The 20,577-nt window shown below is 60.0% G+C and carries 17 protein-coding genes; 8 read left to right on the top strand and 9 right to left on the bottom strand.

Going from position 1 to position 20,577, the window contains the following annotated elements:
• Window positions 1-27: 27 nt before the first annotated feature.
• The gene (gene panB / locus CU048_05870; protein ID QBR70884.1) at window positions 28-819 is read right to left on the bottom strand and encodes a 3-methyl-2-oxobutanoate hydroxymethyltransferase; all 792 of its coding nucleotides are present in this window, start codon (window positions 817-819) and stop codon (window positions 28-30) included.
• 192 nt (window positions 820-1,011) lie between these two features.
• On the opposite strand from panB, the gene CU048_05865 reads away from it, so the two are divergent.
• Together CU048_05865 and CU048_05860 are read left to right on the top strand one after the other, a co-directional pair.
• Entirely contained in the window at window positions 1,012-2,940 is a 1,929-nt protein-coding gene (locus tag CU048_05865) for a DNA primase (protein QBR70883.1), read from the top strand.
• A 196-nt stretch (window positions 2,941-3,136) separates the two neighbouring features.
• Entirely contained in the window at window positions 3,137-5,191 is a 2,055-nt protein-coding gene (locus CU048_05860) for an RNA polymerase sigma factor RpoD (protein ID QBR70882.1), read from the top strand.
• Between the two features lie 144 nt (window positions 5,192-5,335).
• On the opposite strand, the gene CU048_05855 is transcribed toward CU048_05860, so the two are convergent.
• On the bottom strand, window positions 5,336-6,055 hold the full coding sequence (locus tag CU048_05855) for a hypothetical protein (GenBank protein QBR70881.1): 720 nt from the start codon (window positions 6,053-6,055) through the stop codon (window positions 5,336-5,338).
• On the opposite strand from CU048_05855, the gene CU048_05850 reads away from it, so the two are divergent.
• Window positions 6,034-6,399, top strand: coding sequence for a hypothetical protein (locus CU048_05850; GenBank protein QBR70880.1), 366 nt, complete (start codon window positions 6,034-6,036; stop codon window positions 6,397-6,399). The genes CU048_05855 and CU048_05850 overlap by 22 nt on opposite strands.
• Here CU048_05850 and bluB read toward each other — a convergent pair.
• The 4 genes from bluB to CU048_05830 all read right to left on the bottom strand — a co-directional run bounded on the left by bluB (window position 6,298) and on the right by CU048_05830 (window position 9,894).
• Complete coding sequence (gene bluB / locus CU048_05845; GenBank protein QBR70879.1) at window positions 6,298-6,939, bottom strand: 5,6-dimethylbenzimidazole synthase; 642 nt, start codon at window positions 6,937-6,939, stop codon at window positions 6,298-6,300. The genes CU048_05850 and bluB overlap by 102 nt on opposite strands.
• A 69-nt stretch (window positions 6,940-7,008) precedes the next feature.
• Entirely contained in the window at window positions 7,009-8,106 is a 1,098-nt protein-coding gene (locus CU048_05840) for a redox-regulated ATPase YchF (GenBank protein ID QBR70878.1), read from the bottom strand.
• Between the two features lie 431 nt (window positions 8,107-8,537).
• The gene (locus CU048_05835) at window positions 8,538-9,128 is read right to left on the bottom strand and encodes an aminoacyl-tRNA hydrolase (protein QBR70877.1); all 591 of its coding nucleotides are present in this window, start codon (window positions 9,126-9,128) and stop codon (window positions 8,538-8,540) included.
• A 67-nt stretch (window positions 9,129-9,195) separates the two neighbouring features.
• Entirely contained in the window at window positions 9,196-9,894 is a 699-nt protein-coding gene (locus CU048_05830; protein QBR70876.1) for a 50S ribosomal protein L25, read from the bottom strand.
• 179 nt (window positions 9,895-10,073) lie between these two features.
• On the opposite strand from CU048_05830, the gene CU048_05825 reads away from it, so the two are divergent.
• Window positions 10,074-11,861, top strand: coding sequence for a chloride channel protein (locus CU048_05825; protein ID QBR70875.1), 1,788 nt, complete (start codon window positions 10,074-10,076; stop codon window positions 11,859-11,861).
• Between the two features lie 12 nt (window positions 11,862-11,873).
• Here the strand turns inward: CU048_05825 and CU048_05820 are convergent, their stop codons facing one another.
• Both CU048_05820 and CU048_05815 read right to left on the bottom strand, forming a co-directional pair.
• Window positions 11,874-12,665, bottom strand: a complete 792-nt coding sequence (locus tag CU048_05820; GenBank protein ID QBR70874.1) for a hypothetical protein — start codon at window positions 12,663-12,665, stop codon at window positions 11,874-11,876.
• Window positions 12,666-12,846: 181 nt separating this feature from the next.
• Window positions 12,847-12,972: a 50S ribosomal protein L36 gene (locus tag CU048_05815; protein QBR70873.1), complete on the bottom strand. Its 126-nt coding sequence runs from the start codon at window positions 12,970-12,972 to the stop codon at window positions 12,847-12,849.
• A 280-nt stretch (window positions 12,973-13,252) separates the two neighbouring features.
• Here CU048_05815 and CU048_05810 point away from each other — a divergent pair, with 280 nt between their 5' ends.
• Together CU048_05810 and CU048_05805 are read left to right on the top strand one after the other, a co-directional pair.
• Entirely contained in the window at window positions 13,253-13,903 is a 651-nt protein-coding gene (locus tag CU048_05810; GenBank protein ID QBR72697.1) for a DUF1007 domain-containing protein, read from the top strand.
• Between the two features lie 36 nt (window positions 13,904-13,939).
• Window positions 13,940-15,055, top strand: coding sequence for a high frequency lysogenization protein HflD (locus CU048_05805; protein QBR70872.1), 1,116 nt, complete (start codon window positions 13,940-13,942; stop codon window positions 15,053-15,055).
• Between the two features lie 222 nt (window positions 15,056-15,277).
• Here the strand turns inward: CU048_05805 and CU048_05800 are convergent, their stop codons facing one another.
• Window positions 15,278-16,957 (bottom strand): hypothetical protein, encoded by a 1,680-nt coding sequence (locus CU048_05800; GenBank protein ID QBR70871.1) that lies wholly within the window; start codon window positions 16,955-16,957, stop codon window positions 15,278-15,280.
• Window positions 16,958-17,565: 608 nt separating this feature from the next.
• On the opposite strand from CU048_05800, the gene gor reads away from it, so the two are divergent.
• Complete coding sequence (gene gor / locus CU048_05795; GenBank protein ID QBR70870.1) at window positions 17,566-18,987, top strand: glutathione-disulfide reductase; 1,422 nt, start codon at window positions 17,566-17,568, stop codon at window positions 18,985-18,987.
• A 193-nt stretch (window positions 18,988-19,180) separates the two neighbouring features.
• Window positions 19,181-20,569 carry a 3-deoxy-7-phosphoheptulonate synthase class II gene (locus CU048_05790; protein QBR72696.1) on the top strand — a complete coding sequence of 463 codons (1,389 nt, stop codon included), beginning with the start codon at window positions 19,181-19,183 and terminating at the stop codon, window positions 20,567-20,569.
• Window positions 20,570-20,577: the final 8 nt, after the last annotated feature.

The following is a 20,577-nucleotide window of genomic DNA, read 5'->3' as shown; positions in this document are numbered from 1 at the left end:
CAAGTAGTTAGAGTGTATGATCATGCTTTATTTTCGCGGCTGACCTTTCAAAAAGATCGCAAGTTCGTCCTGGTCCATCGGGAACACATTCGCCTCCGCCGGAAAGTCCTTGGACCGCACATCCGCAACATAGGCTTGTGCACCCTGGTGCATCAGCTTGCCGACCTCCTCGTACCGCCGGTTGTGGCGGTAATTCGCCGGCGTGAAGCCGAGCACATCCGTGATTACCAGAACCTGTCCATCGGTCTGGCGGCCGGCGCCAATTCCGATGGTCGGCGCGGCAATGGAACGGGTCACTTCTGCGGCGACCTCTTCCGGCATGAGTTCGAGCACGAGAAAAGCCATGCCGGCCGCGTCGAGGCGCTTTGCGTCACGCAAAAGCTGCATCGCCGCCTCCGCCTTGCGCCCCTTGACGCGCTTGTCTTCATGATGCTGCGGCTCCAGCCCCAAATGGCAACAGACCTCGAACGCGGCGGCGCCCAAGGCCTCGACGATTTCAGGTCTGGCGCCTTCAAATTTCACGATGTCACCTCCGGCTTCAACCAGGAGGCCGGCGGTCTTGAGCGCGGCCTCTGGAGTTTCATAGCTGCGGTAGGGCATGTCGGCGATGATCGTGGTATTCGGCGCGCCCCGGCGCACCGCGCGGACATGGTGGCACATGTCGGCAAGCGTAACTTCCCGCTCGCTCGCATAGCCGAGCATGGTGGTGCCGACGCTGTCCCCGACCAGAATAATATCGACGCCGGCCTCGGCCTCGGCCTTGGCCGTCGGTGCGTCATAGGCGGTCAGGACGGCAATCGGCTGGCCGTTTCGCTTCATGTCGCGAAAGCGGGCGGTTTTGCTTGTCAAGGTTCAACTCCTTTGCGCGCCTCACCGCAAGGGTTCGGCCTCGGGGCATTTTTTCGGGGACTGTCTCAGTGATTTAAGCCTTCGGCCTGTGAATTGAGGGGACGGAGCAGACCCGGTCTGGCCTCGTGTCTATAATTGGTGTTATTGCGAATCACAGCGCCCATGCGATTTCCGCCATCTTTTCTCGATGACATCAAAGCCAGGCTTCCGGTTTCGGACGTCGTGCGTCCTCGCGTCAAATTGGTGCGGGCAGGGCGGGAATGGAAAGGGCTTTCCCCTTTCAACACGGAAAAGACACCCTCGTTTTTCGTTAATGACCAGAAGATGGCCTGGTTTGACCTTTCGGCCGGCAAAAACGGCAATATTTTCGACTTTCTTATGGAGACCGAGGGGCTTTCCTTTCCCGAAGCCGTCAAGCGGCTGGCCCACGAGGCGGGGCTGGCCTTGCCGAGCCCCTCGCCGGAGGCCGAGGCCCGCGACAAGGCGCGCGCCACTCTGCAGGAGGTGCTGGATCTTGCCGCTTCCTATTTTTCCGCGCAGCTTTCAGGAAAACAGGGCGGCGTGGCCCGGAACTATCTCGCCGAACGTGGCATCGACCCGGCGCTGCAAAGCCAGTTTCGCTTAGGCTTCGCCTTGCCGGAAAAATACGCCTTGCGCGACTACCTCGCCGGAAAGGGCGTGTCCCCGCAAGCCATGATCGAGGCGGGTCTGTTGATCCATGGCGAGGACATCGCCGTCCCCTATGACCGGTTCCGCGACCGGATCATGTTTCCGATCTGCGATTCCGGCGGCCGTGTCATCGCCTTTGGCGGCCGGGCGCTCGCCAAGGATGTCGCGGCCAAATATTTGAATTCGCCGGAGACCGCACTCTTCCATAAAGGCGCCATCCTTTACAATCACCATCAGGCCCGCAAGGCCGCGCATGAGAGCGGACAAATTATTGTCGTCGAAGGCTATGTCGATGTAATTGCAATGACATCGGCTGGATTCCCCGCAGTCGTCGCGCCGTTGGGAACGGCTCTGACACCGGATCAAAGCGAGCTTTTGTGGAAAATGGCTGAAGAGCCGATCCTGTGCTTCGACGGCGATCGGGCCGGACGCAAAGCCGCCTATCGCGCGGTCGATATGGCGCTTCCCCTCATCGGCGCCGGCCGCTCCCTCGGTTTCGCGCTTCTGCCCGAGGGCCAGGATCCCGACGATCTCGTTCGCTCAGGCGGGCACGAGGCGGTCTTGGAGATTCTTGCGCATGTGCTGCCGCTGGCGGATCTGATCTGGATCCGGGAAACTGAAAATAAAGCTTTTTCCACGCCCGAACGCCGCGCCGGTCTCGAACGCCGCCTGGGTGACATTACGCGCGAGATACGGGACGAACCCCTGCGCCGCCATTATCAGGCGGAATTCAAGGCGCGGCTGTTTGATTTTTTCAGCCGGAGCGGAAACCGCGGGGTGGCGCGGGTGCCCGCGCGCGGCTCCGCCCCGAACCCAAGGTTTGCCAAGTCCGGCGAAACCCAAAGCAGTCTTGTGGCGCCGCCCCCGGTCAGCCAAAGTCTTGCGAATTCCTCGCTTTTTCGACCGGGGCCGCCGCGCCTTCTTCCGCGGGAAGGATTGATTTTATTGCTCCTGCTCAATCATCCCGGATTGATCGACCGGCACGCCGAAGATTTGGCCGAGATCGAGTTTTCCAGTCCCGAAGCGGGAGCTTTACGGGATGCCATGCTTGCCGCCGCCGGTGCGAGGGAGGCCGGCTCGGACGAGCTTGATCTTCGCGCTGCGGTCAAAGAGCAGGGGTTCGGACCCATTCTGGTCAAGCTCGACATGATGGCGGCGCATGCCTCGCATTGGTATATCAAAGCCGATGCCGCGGAGGCCGACGCCGATGAAGTTCTCAAGCAAGCCTTGAACTTGCATCGCCGTGCCAAGGCGTTACATAGGGAGTTGCAATTGGCTGAATTGGCTCTAGGTAAGGACTCTAGCGAGGCCAATCTCGGCCGTCTCAAGGATATTCAGGCTCAATTATTGTCGCTCGGGGGGACGGAGGCCGCCCTAGAAGGGTTTGGCGCGCGTTCGGGGCGACCGAGCGGAACCTTGTGATGAACATTCCAAGGCACGGCGGAACGGGCGAAGTCTGTCGAGTATAGCGAAAACAAGGCCCAGGGCGCGGACGCAGTTCGTGACTCTCCTTAAACTTATCCGGCGGTTGAAGCAGCGAAGGTTTTGGGGCAAGCAAGTTTCAAATGACGGCCAGGCTTGTTCAAGTCGTATTTTTCCTCAAGTTCGGAGGCCATTGATGGCGAAAAAGGACAGTGAGAAGACCGAGGTGGAAAACGGCGCGGTGGAAGTCACCGACGGCCCCTTGCTCGATCTCACCGATGCCGCCGTCAAGCGGATGATCAAGCTCGCCAAAAAGCGGGGCTTTGTCACCTATGCCGAATTGAATGCCGTCCTCCCCTCCGAGGAGGTCAACTCCGAGCAGATCGAAGACATTCTGTCGATGCTGAACGAGATGGGCATCAATGTTGTCGAGAATGAAGAGCAAGACGAAGCCGCGCCCGAGGAAGCCGCCGAGGAAGAAGAGGTCGAAGGCGGTGAGCTGATCGAGGCGCCCACCTCGAAAGCGGTCACCACCCGTTCCTCCGAGCCCGCGGACCGCACCGATGACCCGGTGCGGATGTATCTGCGCGAAATGGGTTCTGTCGAGCTGTTGTCGCGCGAGGGCGAAATCGCCATCGCCAAGCGCATCGAGGCTGGCCGCGAGGCGATGATCGCCGGCCTCTGCGAAAGCCCCCTCACATTCCAGGCCATCATCATCTGGCGCGACGAATTGAACGACAGCAAGGTGCTGCTGCGCGACATCATCGATCTCGAGGCGACCTATGCGGGCCCCGACGGCAAGAACACGCCGAAGATCGACATGACGGCGCCGGGCGCCGCCGAAGCGCTCGCCGCCCAACAGCAAGCGCCCGCGACCGCGCCGCTGAACCCGCCGGCGCGTCTGCGTCCCGCGGGCGAGGATGGCGACATCGATCCACCCATTTCCGAGGAAGTCTTCGACGAGGAAGACGACATGGAAAATTCGGTCTCGCTCTCCGCGATGGAGGCCGAGCTGAAACCCAAGGTCGTCGATACATTCGACCGGGTCGCCAGCGCCTATAAGAAGCTTCGGCGCCTGCAGGACCAGAACGTCGTCAATAAGCTCAAGAACGAGACGCTCACGCCGGCTCAGGAGCGCAAATATAAGACGCTCAAGAAGGAAATCGTCGTCGACGTCAAATCGCTGTCGCTCAATCCCAACCGGATCGAGGCGCTGGTCGAGCAGCTCTATGACATCAACAAGCGGCTGATCGGCCTGGAGACGCGTCTGCTTCGCCTTGCCGAAGGGTCGGGCGTCAGCCGGGAAGATTTTCTGAAGAACTACCAGAACTCCGAGCTCGATCCGAAATGGGTTTTGCGGGTGTCGAAGCTCGGCGGGCGCGGCTGGAAGGATTTTGTCGCCAAAGCGAAGGAGCAGATCAAGGATCTGCTGACCGAAATTCACGGCCTTGCGACCGAAACCGGCCTCGAGATTCAGGAATTCCGCCGCATTGTCCATCTGGTGCAAAAAGGCGAGCGCGAAGCCCGCCAGGCCAAGAAGGAAATGGTCGAGGCGAACCTCCGCCTGGTGATTTCCATCGCCAAGAAATACACCAATCGCGGCCTGCAATTCCTTGATTTGATTCAGGAAGGCAATATCGGCCTGATGAAGGCCGTCGACAAATTCGAATATCGGCGCGGCTATAAATTCTCGACCTATGCGACCTGGTGGATCCGGCAAGCGATCACCCGCAGCATTGCCGATCAGGCGAGAACCATCCGCATTCCGGTGCATATGATCGAGACCATCAACAAGATCGTGCGCACCTCGCGTCAGATGCTCCATGAGATTGGGCGCGAGCCCACGCCAGAGGAACTCGCGGAAAAGCTCGCCATGCCGCTTGAAAAAGTGCGCAAGGTCTTGAAAATCGCCAAGGAGCCGATCTCGCTCGAAACCCCGATCGGCGACGAGGAAGATTCCCATCTCGGCGATTTCATCGAGGACAAGAATGCGATCCTCCCGATCGACGCCGCGATCCAGTCGAACCTGCGCGAGACGACGACGCGCGTCCTCGCCTCGTTGACGCCGCGCGAGGAGCGTGTGTTGCGCATGCGCTTTGGCATCGGCATGAACACCGATCACACACTGGAAGAGGTCGGCCAGCAGTTTTCGGTGACGCGCGAACGCATCCGCCAAATCGAGGCGAAGGCCTTGCGCAAGCTGAAGCATCCTTCCCGCTCGCGGAAGTTGCGCAGCTTTTTGGATAATTGACCTCAGCCATTTTCTTGCCGCCTAGCACGCATATTGTGCCCTGCGATACCAAGGCTTGCTTTCCCGCGGCGGTCGGACGCGTGACACCAATCACGCGCCGAGATTGCCGCGTGGTGAGCCCTCGATCGAGGTGGCGCGGTGGGTTTACGAACTTTTTTGGGCCGGCGCGCCAATCATCTTCTCGGTCAATTCAAACTGGAAGTGTCTCCGGTCGGGAGGGATTTCGACGCGCGTCTCGTCTCGGGCAGGCATCTCGACCGTATGTTTGCGGCAATAAGCCAAACCGCGTCGGACTATTTGGCTTCCCAGGATCTGATCGAAATCAAAAATCGTTTCGATGTGGAACGCGAAATCCGAGATTTTTACGAAGCGTATCTTCAGTCGCCTTTTCGATTGCAAAGAGGAGGCAGCCGGTTTGGCAATTTGCTTTGGCTGGATTTGATCGCCAAATCCCAACAACCCGATGTCATCGTCGATAGCGGAACCTATTTGGGCGCCAGCGCCTGGGCGCTTTCTCAAGGGGCTCGCAACAGCCGGATCATGAGCTTCGATATTGATCAGTCGCGGCTGTTGCTGAAGTGCGAGAATGTCGAATACATCGAGCGGGACTGGACCAGTATCGATTTCGAGAGCTTCGGCACGCCCACAAGCCTGTGCTATTTCGACGATCACGTCGATCAGGGGCGACGCTTGCAAGAGGCGGCGGATAGACGATTCAACCTGCTTCTCTTCGACGATGATTTTTCCGTCCTCGATTTCGTAAGAATGGCCCATGGGGGGGCCGCCTTGCCGAAGATTTCGTTTGTTCTGGATCCCTTTTTGGAGGACGGCGAGACGATCGAATGGATCGACGCGGGCCAGCATTATTCCTGGAAGGTCGATCGCCCGCAGCTCGATGGTCTGAAGAGCCTGATCAAGGCGGCGGATCGATTGCCGAATTTGGGCGGTCCCTTGGGCATCGAGCAACTTCCCTATCGTGTTGTAACGGTCCCGCAATAACCGCCGCTCAAGTCGCGACGCCCCAAATCATCGTGAACGTGATCGATTCCAAAAGTTTAGAGCGGGATGCGGGCGGAAAACCGGTTTCCACTTTTCCTCATCCCGCTCTAGCGTCGATGGAGTTTCTCGTTCTGCTCCAGATGCGCCTGCCATTCATGGCGTTCGAGTTCGGGATCGAGATGCACCTCCTGCGGAAATCCCACGCATAGATAGGCGATCAATTTCCACGGGGGTGGGACATCAAGCGTGCGGGCGAGCTCATGCGGGTCGATGATCGAAACCCAGCCAACGCCAAGATTTTCGGCCCGTGCCGCAAGCCAGAACGTATGCACCGCCGCAACCACAGAATAATCCAGCGCCTCCGGCATGGTTTTGCGGCCGAGGCCGGCGCCGGCCAGCGTCTCATGATCGCTGAAAACGGCAAGATGAATTGGCGCCTCGCGAAGCCCGGACAGTTTGAGGCGCGCATAGAGTGCCGCGCGCTCGCCCTCATAGTCGTTGAGCGCGGCCTTGTTGCAGCAATTGAAATTGGCGATGACCGCTTCGCGCTTGGCCGGCGTCTCGACGCTCACAAACCGCCAGGGCTGGCTGTTGCCAACGGAGGGCGCATGCGCGGCGATGCACACAAGTTTCTCGATGAGCGCGGCCGGTACCGGCTCCGATTTGAAGCGGCGGACATCGCGCCGCCATTTAAAAAGCTGGCTGAGCCGCTCGCGGAAGGGACCGTCGAAATTGGGAGGCGTGCCCATTCCTTCTCTGCATTCCACCGTTGCCTCCCACAGATCATGCCGTCTGCTTAAAAAGCTGCCGCCATGATATCAGTTTGCAAATCGGAAATGCAAAACGTCGCCGTCCTCCACGACATATTCCTTGCCTTCGAGGCGGAATTTGCCGGCTTCGCGCGCGCCTGCCTCGCCATTGCAGGCAATATAATCGGCATAGGCGATGGTTTCGGACCGAATGAAGCCTTTTTCGAAATCCGTGTGGATTACGCCCGCGGCCTGTGGCGCTTTGGTTCCTTGCGCGACCGTCCAGGCGCGGGCCTCCTTGGGCCCAACGGTGAAAAATGTAATGAGCCGCAACAGCCCATAGCCGGCGCGGATCACGCGGTTGAGCCCAGGCTCCGCAAGGCCGACGGCGTCGAGATAATCCTTCTGATCCTCGACCGCCAGAACCGCGATCTCGCTCTCGATCTTGGCCGAGACGATCACCGCGACCGCGCCTTCCTCGCGCGCTCGGGCCTCCACGGCTTTGGAAAAATGATTGCCGTGATCGGCGGCGGCTTCCTCGACATTGCAGACATAGAGCACCGGCTTCGACGAGAGGAGCCCCAGGCCGCGAAACGTCTTCTGCTCCTCGGGTTTGACCGCGACCAGCCGGGCTGGCTTTCCCTCGCGGAGCAAAGCGAGACAACGCTGCACCAGATCGAAGGCCTCCTTGGCCTCCTTGTCGCCACCCTTGGCTTTTTTTTCCAACGCGACGACACGTTTTTCCAGGCTTTCGAGATCGGCGAGCATCAGTTCGGTCTCGATCGTCTCGATATCGTCGACCGGTACGATCTTGCCTTCGACATGGGTGATGTCGGAATCCTCGAAGCAGCGCACGACATGGGCGATCGCGTCGCATTCGCGGATATTCGCCAAAAATTGATTGCCAAGTCCCTCGCCCTTCGAGGCGCCGCGCACCAGCCCCGCGATATCGACGAAGGTGAGCCGCGTCGGGATGATCTCTTTGGAGCCGGCGATGGCCGCCAATTTTTCAAGCCGTTCATCGGGCACCGCGACGTCGCCGACATTGGGCTCGATGGTGCAGAAAGGATAATTCGCCGCTTGCGCGGCCGCCGTTTGCGTCAAGGCATTGAAGAGGGTCGATTTGCCGACATTGGGCAGGCCGACGATACCGCATTTGAAACCCATGGAAACGATACTCTTGGAGGTTACGGCTAAGGGAGAGAAACAATGGTGCAGCGCCCTATGCGGTCCGTGGAAGGAAAAAGCAAGGTTGGGGATTGTCTCAGAGGAAAGGCCAAACCGCCGCAGGTGGTTTTTTCCTTAAATGGAACGGCTGACCCCAGCGCGAATGGGTTTTGAAGTCAAGGACCTGCGGCCAGCGGAGCTGGCGGCCCTTTAGGGCCGTCCTTGAGTTCAAAATCCATTCACGCTCTCCTGCCGCCGTGCCGTTTAAGGAGGGCTGTCGCTGGATCAGCGGTAAGATCACACGGTAAGCAATTTGCTACGGCCATACTCGAAGAATTAAGTCGGTGATTTCAACGAGGGTTGAGTTAGACCATCCGGCGGCCAAACTCTTTTGGAGTGTCGCCCCTGGATCGAGATCGGCAACCCAAAGCCTAACTCATCCCCTCCTTGCCAACCCCTTCCATTGCGAGATGGATCTTGGTTTGAAAGGCTTCGTCTTGCCCTTTGACCAACAGCCCGGCATGGGCGGCGAGCGATTTGCACAAGGTCTCGACCCAAGGCATTTCTGCCTTGGCGAAATCCCCCAGCACATAATTATGAACCAGGGCCTTGTGGCCCGGATGGCCGATCCCGATCCGCACGCGGCGGTACTCATTGCCGAGATGTTCGGTCAGCGAGCGGAGGCCGTTGTGTCCGGCATTGCCGCCGCCGGTCTTGACCCGCACTTTTCCGGCCGCGAGATCGAGCTCGTCATGGAAGACCACGATGTGGGAAAGATCGATTTTGTAATAGCGCGCCGCCTCGCCGACCGAACGGCCGGACTCGTTCATATAGGTTTGCGGCTTGAGCAGGACGACTCTTTCGCCGGCAATCAGGGCCTCGCTGGCGAGGCCCTGAAACCGTGACCGAAAGGCCGGTGCGTTATGTTCGCGGGCGATAGCATCGAGCGCCATGAAGCCCACATTGTGGCGATGGCCGGCATAGGCCTTGCCGATATTGCCGAGGCCAACAAAGAGGAGCATGGCGCCCGCCTACAAAGCGTTGTCGTTTACGCGCGGAACTCAACGCTCCGCGCGTAAACGCGAAGCGCTATTTCTTGCCTTTGGGCGGAGCCTTGGCACCGGCGGCAGGTGCGGCCGCCGCCGCGGCGGGTGCAGCGCCGGCTTTCCCCTTGGCCTCTGGCGCCGCCGCCGGGGCAGCCGCACTCGGCTCTTCCGCGACAACCAACGGGGGCGTGATGGTGGCGATCGTGAAATCGCGTTCGCGCTGCGTCGGCCTGCATCCCTCCGGCAAGGGAAGCTCGGTGAGGTGCAGTGAATCGTTGATTTCAAGTTCCGCGAGATCGGCGACAACCGCCTCGGGAATAGCATCGGCCGGCACGCGCATTTCGATCGCGTGGCGCACGATGTTCAGCGCGCCGCCCTTCTTGATGCCGGGGCAGATTTCCTGGTTGATGAAATGCACCGGTACCTGGACGCGCAGGCTGGCGCCCGGCTTCAAGCGCAGGAAATCGATATGAAGCGGCTGATCCTTGATGGGATCGAGCTGGTAATCGCGCGGAATGACGCGTTGCTTGGCGCCGCCGACATCGAGCTCGAAGATCGTCGTCAGGAAATGCCCCGCGTAGATCAGCTTGTTCAACTCGCGGTAATCGAGGGTGATCGGCTCGGCGGCGTCGCCGCCGCCATAGATCACGCCTGGAATGCGGCCTTCACGGCGAACGCTGCGGGCGGCCCCCTTGCCTATCCCTTCGCGTACCGCAGCCGTAAGTGTTTTCGTCCCGGCCATTTGGGTATCCTCAAGATATCAATGATAAAGATTGCGCGCCCACGCCTCCAGGGGTGTCGGAAGGGACGCCAGGAGCTTATAGCGGCCCGCCCGCGCTGGCGCAATCTTTCCGGCCGCATCCCATTCAGCTGCCGCGCACGCGCCTCCAGAATCGGTTATGACCGGCGAAGGTAACGCCAATGAGGGGGCGCGAGATTTCCGAAATCAGGCAAATTCCCTCGTATATGCGCCGGCTGGTCCGGCGGAACGAGGTGGGTCTCATCGGCCTGGCGGTTGTTGCCGGAGGCGCCGCCGGCCTGCTGGTGGCCGCGCTCCTCGGAGGCGCGAACTTCCTCCATGATCTATTCTTCGGCCACAAGCATCTGAGCAGCCTCACTTCGCTGGATTGGCCCGGCAGCGCTCTGATTCCGCTCGCGGGCGGTTTGGTCCTCGGCGTTTCCGGGATTTTCGTGAAAAAATGGATGCCGCACCGCCCGGTCGATCCGATCGAGGCCAATGCGCTGCAGGGCGGCCGTATGTCGCTCGGGGATAGCGCGGTGATCGGGGCGCAGACGGTGATTTCCAGCGGCTTCGGTGCCTCGGTCGGGCTGGAGGCCGCCTATACGCAGATGGGGTCGGGGTTTGCCTCCTGGCTGGGGGCGCAGTTCCGGCTGCGCCGCAGCGACATGCGCACCCTGGTCGCCTGTGGCTCGGCCGGTGCGATTGGGGCGGCCTTCGGCGCCCCGCTGACCGGCGCCTTTTATGCGTTCGAGCTGATTTTGGGGACTTACACCCCGTTCGGCCTGGCCCCGGTCGGCGCCGCCGCGATCTGCGGGGTGCTGGTCTCCCGGCAGTTTGGGACCAGCGGCGACTACCCGGCTCTAGTGTTGAACGCGGTCCTTTCCCAAACCGAAATGTGGCTGTTGCTGCTGCTTGGGGTGATTTGTGCGATTTTCGGGATCGGCATGATGCGGGCCGTGACGTTCGTTGAGTCGATCTGCCGGCGCAGTCCCTTGCCAGTGGCTCTTCAACCTGCGCTTGGGGGAGCGATCGTTGGACTGCTCGCGCTTGTCACGCCGCATGTGCTGGCCTCCGGCCATGCGGCTTTGTTCGAGCTGTTTGGCCCGAACGCCCAACCGGCTGAAATGATCGCGATCGTTCTTTTATCGAAAGCCCTCGCATCGGTTGTTTCCATCGGCTCCGGCTTTCGGGGCGGTCTTTTCTTTTCCTCGCTTTTCATCGGCGGCATGATCGGACGGATCTATTTCTTCGGGCTCGAATATATCGATCCGTCTCTGCCGCCCGACGTTTTGGTCTGTACCCTGGTCGGAATGGCGGCACTAGCCGTGGCGATCATCGGCGCCCCGCTGACCATGAGTTTTCTCGCGCTGGAAACGACGGGCGATTTTCCGCTCAGCATCGTCATGCTGGGGGTCGCAAGCATTGTCTCCATCATTGTGCGGCGCGCCTTCGGCTATTCCTTCGCCACGTGGCGCATGCATCTGCGCGGCGAATCGATTCGCAGCGCTCAGGATGTGGGCTGGATCCGCGATCTGACCGTCGGCCGCCTGATGCGAACAGACTTTCCGAAGGCACCCTATGATATGACCATCGCCCGCTTCATGGAGGCGTTTCCGGCCCGCTCCACCAACCAATGGGTCGTGGTCACCGGACCATCGGGCGCCTATGCCGGCATGGCTTTCGTGCCAGACGTACATCTTGCCGGAGCCCACGCGGATGGGGGTGCAACCGGTCTCGGCAAGCTGGCGCGCTTGGCCGATACGTTTCTGCTGCCGCAGATGAACGTCAAGCTTGCCGTGCAAATCTTCGAACAGTCTGAAAATGAAGCATTGGCGGTCGTCGACAATGAAAATGACCGCTATGTTCTTGGGCTTTTGACCGAGGCCCATGTTCTGCGTCGCTATACGGACGAACTTGACAAGGCGCGCCGCGAACTCTCGGGCGAATATTGGACCAGCGAGAGTTAGGCCTAGCCTCGCCTAAATATCCTGTCCTTCGACTTCGAGGGTGAGTTTTTCGACGAGCTTCTGAATGTCCGTCTCAAGCGGATAAATGCTCAGCGCTTTCTTGAAAATCTCCAACGCGCGTTTCTCGAGTCCTTCCGCTTGCAAGATCATGCCCATCCCGGCCATTGCGCCGAAATGGCGCGGTTCCAATTTCATGACCCGGTCGATATCGGCCATCGCGCCGTCCGGATCGCCGGTGAGAAATTTGGTCGTCGCGCGTTGATTCCAGGCCTCCGCCCAATCCGGCTCCAGCGCGATCAGCCGATCGAAAAGCGAAAGCGCCACTTCATATTGCTGCGTCTGGATGGAGGCCATCGCCCGCTGCATGAGCAAATTTGCGGTGTCGGAACCAGATTGCAGCCAAATATGCTCAATCGATGCCGCAATGGCCTGTGCCTGCTCTGGTTCGGCGGCTTTTCTGAGGTGCTCAAAGAGCCCATCAAGCGTTTTCCTGCGCCGTACCTCGGGCGCGGGCTGCGCCGCCAAGGCTTTTTTCAGCTGCTCGGCTCGGTCGGCGGCGGGTACTGCGGCCTTGGGGGAAGATTGGCCTGGGTTGGGCTTTTGCTTTGGCGCTTTAGTGTTCGGCGCCCGCAAAAGATCGTCGAGTTTGATCCCAGGAAAGGGTGATGGCTGAAAGCTTGGCGAATCCTCGCGGTTCTGCGCTTGCACCGAGGGGATGGTTTCCGCGGTTGCTCCGGTCACGCCAAGAGCCTGCACTGCCAAAGCGCCGGCCAAGGTTGCTGCAAAGAACCGGGATGCGCGCATAGGGGTCAACTGGCTGGGTTGCAACGGCCGCATGGAACGAGACCCTATGGATGCAAAGCGGCGCATGTTCCTCTAAGAGCCATGTCATTTTCGAGCGGAGGCTGCACTCTTCTGGGGCCGATCCTATCCGAAAAATCGTCAACTTTGCTAAAAGCTAAAGTTAAAAGCAAACGCTCACGCTTCAGCCTTGCCGGGCCTTGTAGCGTTTTTGCACTTTATTGATGATATAGACTCTGCCTTTGCGGCGCACCAATTGATTGGCGCGATGCCGTGTACGCAGAGATTTCAAGGAGTTGCGAACTTTCATCGGTCGGATCCTGGAATAAAAAACCCGGCTGTCACGGCCGGTTTGAAACGAACTTGACCCTATGCCCTATTCACGGCCAGCGATCAACCTTAAAACGAACGTGGCCACCCTATAAGGGCAAGCGCTGGCCACGGCAAACCGGCCATTTGGCCCGGAAACCTGCCGCCGCCGCTATGAAGTCCATGTGAGCGGATCGCCTTTCTTCGGCCAGACTTCCGCAGTCAAAACGGGCACATCGCTCGCGGGCCTGCGCGAAACGCGGCCCACCAAAAGGGTTTTTATGCCAAGGCGCTTTTGTTCGAGGCTTATCCTGGCCGCCGCGTTTGTAACCGGCCTGACTCAGATTGCCGCTGCGCATCCGCATGTTTGGGTCTCTGCGCGTGAAGAGGTCGTCTTCAACGCCCAGCGCGAGATCGAGGCCATCCGCCATACCTGGACCTTCGATGAAATGTATTCGGCCTATGTCACCGAGGGGCAAGGCAAGGAAGGCCAGCTTTTGACCAAGGACGACTTGGCGCCGCTGGCCAAGACCAATGTCGAATCCATGGCCGAATTCGATTTTTTCACCTTTGCCAAGGCGGCAAATGTGAAGGTCGAATTTGGGACGCCAACCGATTATTCGCTGGAACAGCGGGAAGACAAGCTTGTTGTTTTGCGCTTCACGCTGCCGCTGAAAACACCGGCAAGCGCCGCGAAGGCCTTCTCGTTTCAAGTCTATGATCCAACCTATTTTGTCGCTTTCGAGATGGAAAAGCAGGACCCGGTCGGCACTGTCAGCGCGCCGAAGGGATGTTCCGTGAATTTGCTTGGGTCAAAGCCTTTGGCTGCCGATGACACAAAAAAGCTCTCCGAATCCTTTTTCAGCGGTCTGTCGCCCGGCTATGATTTCGGGGTCAAACTTGCCAGCCGAATCATCGTCGCATGTCCTTGAGGCTTGGTTGACCCATTGGCTATTGGCTTTGATCCCATGAAATGGAGTCGGCTCGTGGTCGAGCGTTCGTCTTTCCATAAGATCGATTGTGTGACGCCCATTTCCAGCCTCGCGCGCAGGGCTGCGCGGTTGCGGCATCATCCGACGCTTGTGCCGCTGCTGCTGCTTTGCATCGTCTGCCTATTGTCGTCTCAATCCTTTGCGCAAGGCGCCCATCATCCCTTCGCGGTCGGCGCCAACGAGGGGGCGGCCGCCGGCACGCAAGGCTTAAGCGGCTGGATCCTGTCCCAGGAATCGGGCTTTTATCGCCTGCTCAGCGGCGCGATCCGCGCCGCCAAGCAAAGTGGCGCGGCCGGCTGGGGCCTAATCGGTCTGAGCTTCGCCTATGGCATTTTTCACGCCGCCGGACCCGGCCACGGCAAAGCTGTGATTGCCTCCTACATGCTCGCCAATGAGCGGGCTTTGCGGCGCGGCCTCGTGATCGCGTTCGGCGCGGCGCTCCTTCAGGGACTCAGTGCGATCGCGATCGTGGGCCTCAGCGCCATCGTGTTCAAGGCGACGGCGGCGCGCATGACCAGCGCGGCGAATATCGTCGAAATCATCAGTTACGCAGGTATCGTTCTGCTTGGCGTGGTCCTGGTCTACACGAAAGGGAGAGCGCTGATCCTCGCATGGCGCATGGCGCCGGCGCCTCTTGCGCTTGCCGCAAATGGCGGGCCGAGAATGTTCATCGCCGATGACTGCACGCTCGATCATGTGCACGGGTTTGGATGCGGGCATGTCCATGCCCCCGATCCGCGACTGCTCGACAAAGGATTTTCGTGGAAAGGCGCTCTGTTGACGATGGTGGCGGCCGGTGCGCGCCCGTGCTCTGGTGCCATCCTCGTTCTTGTCTTTGCCTTGGCGCAAAATATTTTTTCGGCAGGATTATTCGCCGTTCTCGCGATGTCGCTCGGCACTGCGATGACGACCTCGGCGCTCGCCAGTCTCGCCGTCTTCGCCAAATTTGCCGCCGTCAAATATTCCAAGGCCGATTCGCATTGGGCGCTTCTGGCGGGACGCATATTCGAGGTCGGCGCGGCGGTCTGCGTCTTGGCTTTGGGACTGATCTTGCTGCTTGCCACCATCGCGGGCCGGGGGCCGGCCAATTAGCAGACGCCGCTTGGCACGCCGATGCCGTGCGACCGGAACTGTTGCTCACGTCATCATGTCGGGGCGCGACCGCCTTCGGGATTCTGATGATTCACCGAGCGTTGCCAGTTTCGTGCGCTGAAATCCCTGAGGCACGAAATTCGGGCACGATGCCGCCGATACTTGCGTTGCCTGGCGAAGCAATCGTCAAGCGTTACTTCAAAGGATGAGATGACGGCGACTTCAATACCGGCGAATCGGTGCCGAAGCGTCGGTGATGCGGACAAATCCTTGCGCCAGGGCGAGGGGCTTTGCCGCGGCTCCGGTAAAGTGCTTCGTGTCGAGATCGCTCGCCGCGACGCCGAAGGCCGAGACAAATTCGGTCGAGGGCACATTCGAGAGCAGATCGGGAGTAATGCGCGCCGCCTGTCTCAAACCGGTGACCGGTTGACCGAGGATCGGTTGGGCTGGGGAGGCCACGGCCGAAACCTCACTGGAGACGCCGCGCAAACTGGTCCGGCTGAGCCGCGCCGAAACGATGGCCGAAGTCGTTAAGGGCTTATCGGCGGTTTCAGTCGGGGTCGGGCTGGGAGCGGCTTCGCGCACATCCTGAATCCGTCCTTCCGATGCGAAGGCTAGGACTCGATTGGGCGCGCTCGGGCGGTCCTTGGGCCCATCGGTAATTACCACCGGAAGGTTTGCGGCCCGCGCCAATGTCGCACTTGCCGGACCGGACAGCGCGTCGTTCCGCGAAAGCGCCTTGGCGATTTGCGCCGTTTCGACTGCGGCCACGCGGTTAAGCTGCTCGGGCCGCGCGGGCGGCGTCGGCACATCGGCGAACGCAAGCGCCGGCCGATCCCCTGGCAGCGCCGGACGCGAAGGCGGAAGCGGCACGAGTTCGGCCCAGCGCTTGTCCATCTTGTCCTTGAGAGGATTTGGCGTCGCGCCGTCTCGATCCTGCCGCTCGGTCCGGTCGCGTTCCATCGCGACGCGGGTGTCGATCGCGTTTGGCGTCGAGCCGAGATCGGCGACGACAGTGCGGTCGGCGGCGGCGGAGCTTGTCTCGACGCGCGCAACATTTTTGGTGAGGCTTACGTTTTCGGTGCGAACCGCGGCGACTTCCGTTCCGCCATGCCGGGAAGACGGAGTACGGGCCTGGGCGCGGGCATCGGCATCGTCGTCTTCGTCATGCTTGTTGCCGAACAGCCAGGCAAACAAATTTCCGCCCGAGGATGCCGACTGCGGCACATCGGACATCACGCCGCCACGCGATGCGATCTCGGCGCGGGCTTCCGTATAACGGGGAAGCGAGCGGCCATTCGAGGCTAGATGGACAGTCTTGCCATCTGGAAACAAACGCGCGAGCTGATCATAGCTCATGCGCGGCCATGCCCGCACGTTGCCGACATCCAGATGGACGAAATTGGAGCTCGGGTACCAGCCCACGCCGCCACGCTGCAAGCGCATTCCAATTTCGCGAATTCTTTCCATTGGCATGCCGGGCATGGTGGTATCCATCGCCTTGCCCAGCATATGCTGAGAGTGTTCGGCGACCGCATGCGAGCGCGCGCGCAGCATCGCGTTGGTCGCCGGCGAGCGATAGGAGGAAATGATTACGATCGGCTGGGTCGCCCCGGCGGTCCGGTAGGCCTCCCACACCACGTCGAACAGGCGCGGGTCCATGCGGATACGATCATTGTTGCGCCAATCGCGCAGGAAATAATTTAGCTTTTCAAGAGCGGCCGGATCATAGGAACCATTGACGCGAAAAGTCGCCTGAATCGATTCGCCGGTATGAGAATGATAGAGGTTCAGCGTGCGGGTATCGCCATTGGCAACCGCGGTCTCTGTCGAGGTGGGGACCAGGATGCTCGACAAGATCGCCGCAACGCTGGTCGCGGCAAGCAAAGATACATATCTCACAAGAGCCGGGCGGGGGCGGGATTGTCGCAAATCAAATCTCGCAATTCTGGCTTGAAGCTGCTGGCCTCGATTCACAAGTGGTTGCCCATTGGTGATGAAGCCAACTCATATGATTTTAGGCGAACTCTCGCGACTTTGGTGAACTCTTGCCTGGAACAGTTAACAGCTCGTGACACATCGGCCATTTCCGTCCGTTCACGATTCATCAACCCTAACGATCACGATCATTCACCAAATAAGTTGGGAAATATGGCGAGCATGTGTCGGAGCTGACGCGGAGATGAGCTGTTCGCATTTCGCCTGCGATTTCCATGCGCTTACCATGCATGGCCGCCTTGCAACGATCGGGCATCGGGACCGCCTTCCCATTCGCAGTTCGTCTTTATGCAGCAAAGGCAGTCCGCGGCGGCATAATTACGCGGTAAGCGATCGGAGATTCTTGGCGCCGACGAAGAAAAGCATGGCACATTTTTGGGCCAGAATCCCGAGCTGGCCTCGCCGACATCGTTTTCATTCTTGCCGCATTGCGGTTTAATGCGCGGGGTTCGTTGGGTTGCCGCTTCGCTTGAAGGAAACTGCAGCCTTGCGGCCGGGTTGGGAGTGCTTGGATGACCGGCTTCGATGTAGACCTCTTCGTGATTGGCGCGGGATCGGGCGGGGTCCGCGCCGCTCGGGTCGCAGCCGGCTTTGGCGCCAAAGTGATGATCGCCGAAGAATTCCGTATCGGCGGAACATGCGTCATTCGTGGCTGCGTTCCGAAAAAATTGATGGTCTACGCAAGCCGCTTCAAGGACGAGTTCGACGATGCCGCGGGATTCGGATGGACGCTCCCCACGCCCGTTTTCGACTGGCCGAAACTTGTTGCCGGCAAGGAAATGGAAATTTCGCGTCTCTCCGCGATCTATCGCAACAATCTCGATAAGGCGGGCGTAGCGATAGAAAACAGCCGCGCGGAAATTGAGGATGCCCATAGCGTGCGCCTTCTCTCCAGCGGCCGCAGGGTGAGCGCCGGCGTCATTCTTGTTGCGACGGGTGCTTCTCCGGTGCTCGAACCCGATGTTCCGGGCCGCGAACACACGATCACGTCGAACGAGGTTTTCGATTTGCCGGTTTTGCCAAAGCGCATGTTGATTGTTGGCGGCGGCTATATTGCGGTCGAGTTCGCCTCGATTTTCGCGCGACTCGGCACCAAGGTGACACTTGCGGCGCGCGGCGAGAATGTCCTGCGGGGCTTTGACGAGGATATGCGCATTGGCGTGCGCGACGCGCTTGTGCATGCCGGCGTCGATCTGAAATTCGGAATGTTGCCGACCGAAATCGGAAAGACGTCCGATGGACTCTGCATCACCTTGACGAAGGGTGTCCAGCTCGACGCCGATCAAGTGATGATCGCAACCGGCAGGAGGCCCAACACCAAAGGGCTCGGACTCGAACAGGCCGGAGTTGAGGTCGATGGTCTCGGCGCGATCAAGGTCGATGCATTTTCACAGACGAACATCGAGTCGATCTATGCGGTGGGCGATGTTACCAACCGGGTTAATTTGACTCCGGTTGCGATCCGCGAGGGCCATGCTTTCGCCAATACGGTGTTCGGCGGTAAACGAGATGCCGTCGTGCACACCAATATTCCGACCGCCGTTTTCACCACACCCGAACTTGGCACCGTCGGCCTGAATGAATTGGAAGCCCGCGCGATCTATGATCGTGTCGACATCTATCTGGCCAGCTTCCGCCCTTTAAAGGCAACCCTTTCCGGGCGGCATGAAACCACCGTCATGAAGATTGTTGTCGATGGCACGACCGACCGTATTCTTGGCGTGCACGTTCTTGGCGAGGGTGCCGGTGAAATGGCGCAGCTGTTGGGAATCGCCGTTCAAATGGGCGCTAATAAGGCCGATTTCGATGCGACCATGGCGGTCCACCCGACCTCGGCCGAGGAGCTTGTGACCATGCGGGTGCGGACCGCCCGATTTGAGCGGGAAACCGCGGGGCCGGAAGGCCCGGACGGCGGACCGCTTGGGGCGATCTGACGGTCCGGAAGCCTGTCGCCATTTGCAAAAACCGCGCTATAAGGACTTGTCCTGTACGACGGATCTCGGATAAGCGATCCGGCCGACATTTTCCAATCGCCCCTTTGCGAGGCGGAACGGTGAGGTCGACGGTACGGGACCGTGGATTGAATTTCGGCAAGGCGACGTGAGCCTCGCACAGGGAGTTATGGATATGCCCACCGAAAGCTGGTCGCCAGCCAGTTGGAGAGGCAAGCCGATCGAGCAAGTGCCTGATTATTCCGACCTGGCGGCGCTCGCCGAAGTCGAGGGCCAGCTCGCGGGCTTTCCGCCACTGGTGTTTGCAGGCGAGGCCCGCAAGCTTAAGCGTATGCTGGGCAAGGTCGCCGAAGGCGAGGCCTTCCTTTTGCAAGGCGGCGATTGCGCCGAAAGCTTTGCCGAACACGCGGCCGACAATATCCGCGACTTTTTTCGCGTGTTTTTGCAAATGGCGGTGGTGACGACCTTTGCCGCCGCTCTGCCGGTCGTGAAGCTTGGGCGGATCGCGGGGCAATTTGCCAAGCCGCGTTCGGCGCCGACCGAAAAGATCGACGGGGTGGAGCTGCCGAGCTATCGCGGCGATATCGTCAACGACATCGCTTTCAACGGGCGCGCGCGGGCGCCCGATCCCGCGCGCCAGTTGATGGCTTACCGTCAGTCGGCGGCGACCTTGAACCTGCTTCGCGCTTTTGCGTCGGGCGGCTATGCCAATCTTGAAAATGCGCACGGCTGGATGCTCGGCTTCATCAAGGACAGTCCGCAATCGGCGCGCTACCAGGAACTCGCGGATCGTATCACCGAGACGCTCGGCTTCATGCGTGCCATCGGCCTCGACCCCGAGGCGCATCAGGAGTTGCGGCAGACGGATTTCTATACGTCGCACGAGGCCTTGCTGCTCGGTTATGAGCAAGCGCTGACCCGCATCGATTCGACGACGGGCGACCATTATGCGACATCCGGCCATATGATTTGGATCGGCGACCGCACCCGCCATCCAGACCACGCCCATGTCGAATATGCGCGGGGCGTCAAAAATCCGCTCGGCCTCAAATGCGGCCCGACGCTGTCGCCCGACGAATTGCTGACACTGATCGATATTCTAAATCCAGCCAATGAAGCTGGCCGCCTGACCTTGATCTGCCGTTTCGGCGCCGACAAGGCGGCCGATCATTTGCCTGCGCTCGTCCGCGCCGTGAAGAAGGAAGGCCGCAGCGTCGTTTGGTCCTGCGATCCGATGCATGGCAACACGGTCAAGGCGACCGGCGGATACAAGACCCGGCCGTTCGACCGAATCATGAGCGAGATCCGCACGTTCTTCACGGTTCACCGGGCCGAGGGCACTTATGCCGGTGGCGTGCATCTCGAAATGACCGGGAAAAATGTCACCGAATGCATCGGCGGCGCGCGCGCCATATCGGAATCCGATCTGCGCGATCGCTACCACACCTATTGCGATCCAAGGCTCAATGCCGAGCAATCGATTGAAGTGGCCTTTCTTGTCGCCGAACTGCTCAAGGCGGAACGGATCGAACGCGGCCGCGGTCAGGCCGATGCGGCGGAATAGACTGCCAA

The sequence above is a fragment of the Beijerinckiaceae bacterium genome (assembly GCA_004564215.1).
Classification (GTDB): domain Bacteria; phylum Pseudomonadota; class Alphaproteobacteria; order Rhizobiales; family Beijerinckiaceae; genus Methylocapsa.
Note: the sequence above shows the minus strand (reverse complement) of the source record. Positions and strands in the feature narration are given on the sequence as shown.

Bases quoted from the DNA above. Each gene is read 5' to 3' on its own strand.
- panB (QBR70884.1), bottom strand. From the start codon at position 819: ATGAAGCGAAACGGCCAGCCGATTGCCGTCCTGACCGCCTATGACGCA.
- CU048_05865 (QBR70883.1), top strand. From the start codon at position 1,012: ATGCGATTTCCGCCATCTTTTCTCGATGACATCAAAGCCAGGCTTCCG.
- CU048_05860 (QBR70882.1), top strand. From the start codon at position 3,137: ATGGCGAAAAAGGACAGTGAGAAGACCGAGGTGGAAAACGGCGCGGTG.
- CU048_05850 (QBR70880.1), top strand. From the start codon at position 6,034: ATGGATCGACGCGGGCCAGCATTATTCCTGGAAGGTCGATCGCCCGCA.
- CU048_05855 (QBR70881.1), bottom strand. From the start codon at position 6,055: ATGCTGGCCCGCGTCGATCCATTCGATCGTCTCGCCGTCCTCCAAAAA.
- bluB (QBR70879.1), bottom strand. From the start codon at position 6,939: ATGGGCACGCCTCCCAATTTCGACGGTCCCTTCCGCGAGCGGCTCAGC.
- CU048_05840 (QBR70878.1), bottom strand. From the start codon at position 8,106: ATGGGTTTCAAATGCGGTATCGTCGGCCTGCCCAATGTCGGCAAATCG.
- CU048_05835 (QBR70877.1), bottom strand. From the start codon at position 9,128: ATGCTCCTCTTTGTTGGCCTCGGCAATATCGGCAAGGCCTATGCCGGC.
- CU048_05830 (QBR70876.1), bottom strand. From the start codon at position 9,894: ATGGCCGGGACGAAAACACTTACGGCTGCGGTACGCGAAGGGATAGGC.
- CU048_05825 (QBR70875.1), top strand. From the start codon at position 10,074: ATGAGGGGGCGCGAGATTTCCGAAATCAGGCAAATTCCCTCGTATATG.
- CU048_05820 (QBR70874.1), bottom strand. From the start codon at position 12,665: ATGCGCGCATCCCGGTTCTTTGCAGCAACCTTGGCCGGCGCTTTGGCA.
- CU048_05815 (QBR70873.1), bottom strand. From the start codon at position 12,972: ATGAAAGTTCGCAACTCCTTGAAATCTCTGCGTACACGGCATCGCGCC.
- CU048_05810 (QBR72697.1), top strand. From the start codon at position 13,253: ATGCCAAGGCGCTTTTGTTCGAGGCTTATCCTGGCCGCCGCGTTTGTA.
- CU048_05805 (QBR70872.1), top strand. From the start codon at position 13,940: ATGAAATGGAGTCGGCTCGTGGTCGAGCGTTCGTCTTTCCATAAGATC.
- gor (QBR70870.1), top strand. From the start codon at position 17,566: ATGACCGGCTTCGATGTAGACCTCTTCGTGATTGGCGCGGGATCGGGC.
- CU048_05790 (QBR72696.1), top strand. From the start codon at position 19,181: ATGCCCACCGAAAGCTGGTCGCCAGCCAGTTGGAGAGGCAAGCCGATC.